The organism is Oceanospirillum sediminis, assembly GCF_014164585.1.
In the GTDB taxonomy this organism is placed as follows: Bacteria; Pseudomonadota; Gammaproteobacteria; order Pseudomonadales; family Halomonadaceae; genus Oceanospirillum; species Oceanospirillum sediminis.
In genome coordinates, this window is sequence record NZ_JACJFM010000238.1 from 1 (window position 1) to 355 (window position 355).

Genomic DNA, 355 nt, shown 5'->3' on the forward strand with positions numbered 1-355 from the left:
ACAGGTGTATTTGGGCTTCCAGTAAAATCATTTGAAAAATAGTTCACTTCACCGTTAATAGCCCCTTTTTCATTTTTGGAAAAGTTGAAACCCAAACCAAATTTTTGCTGTTGTAAAGATTCTAGGCTACCGATAGTATTATCTTTTACGGTGTACTGATAAAAAATGTCAAAACGACTATTTTCATTGAATAGGTAAGATAATTTTGGATTAAGCAACGCTTCATCAAACTTAAAATTTTTACTGGTGAAATTCTCACTAGAACTTTCATTGGAGCCAATGGCCGTTTGAAAGGTTATGAGCCAACTTTCTTGTATTTTATGGTTGAAGTTTAGCTGATGGCTCCTTAAATTAT

Annotated in this window: 1 protein-coding gene; it reads right to left on the reverse strand. The window is 33.0% G+C overall.

What is annotated here, in order from left to right:
* A partial coding sequence (locus H4O21_RS28550; RefSeq protein ID WP_220495886.1) for a hypothetical protein occupies positions 1-355 on the reverse strand: 355 nt, incomplete at both ends.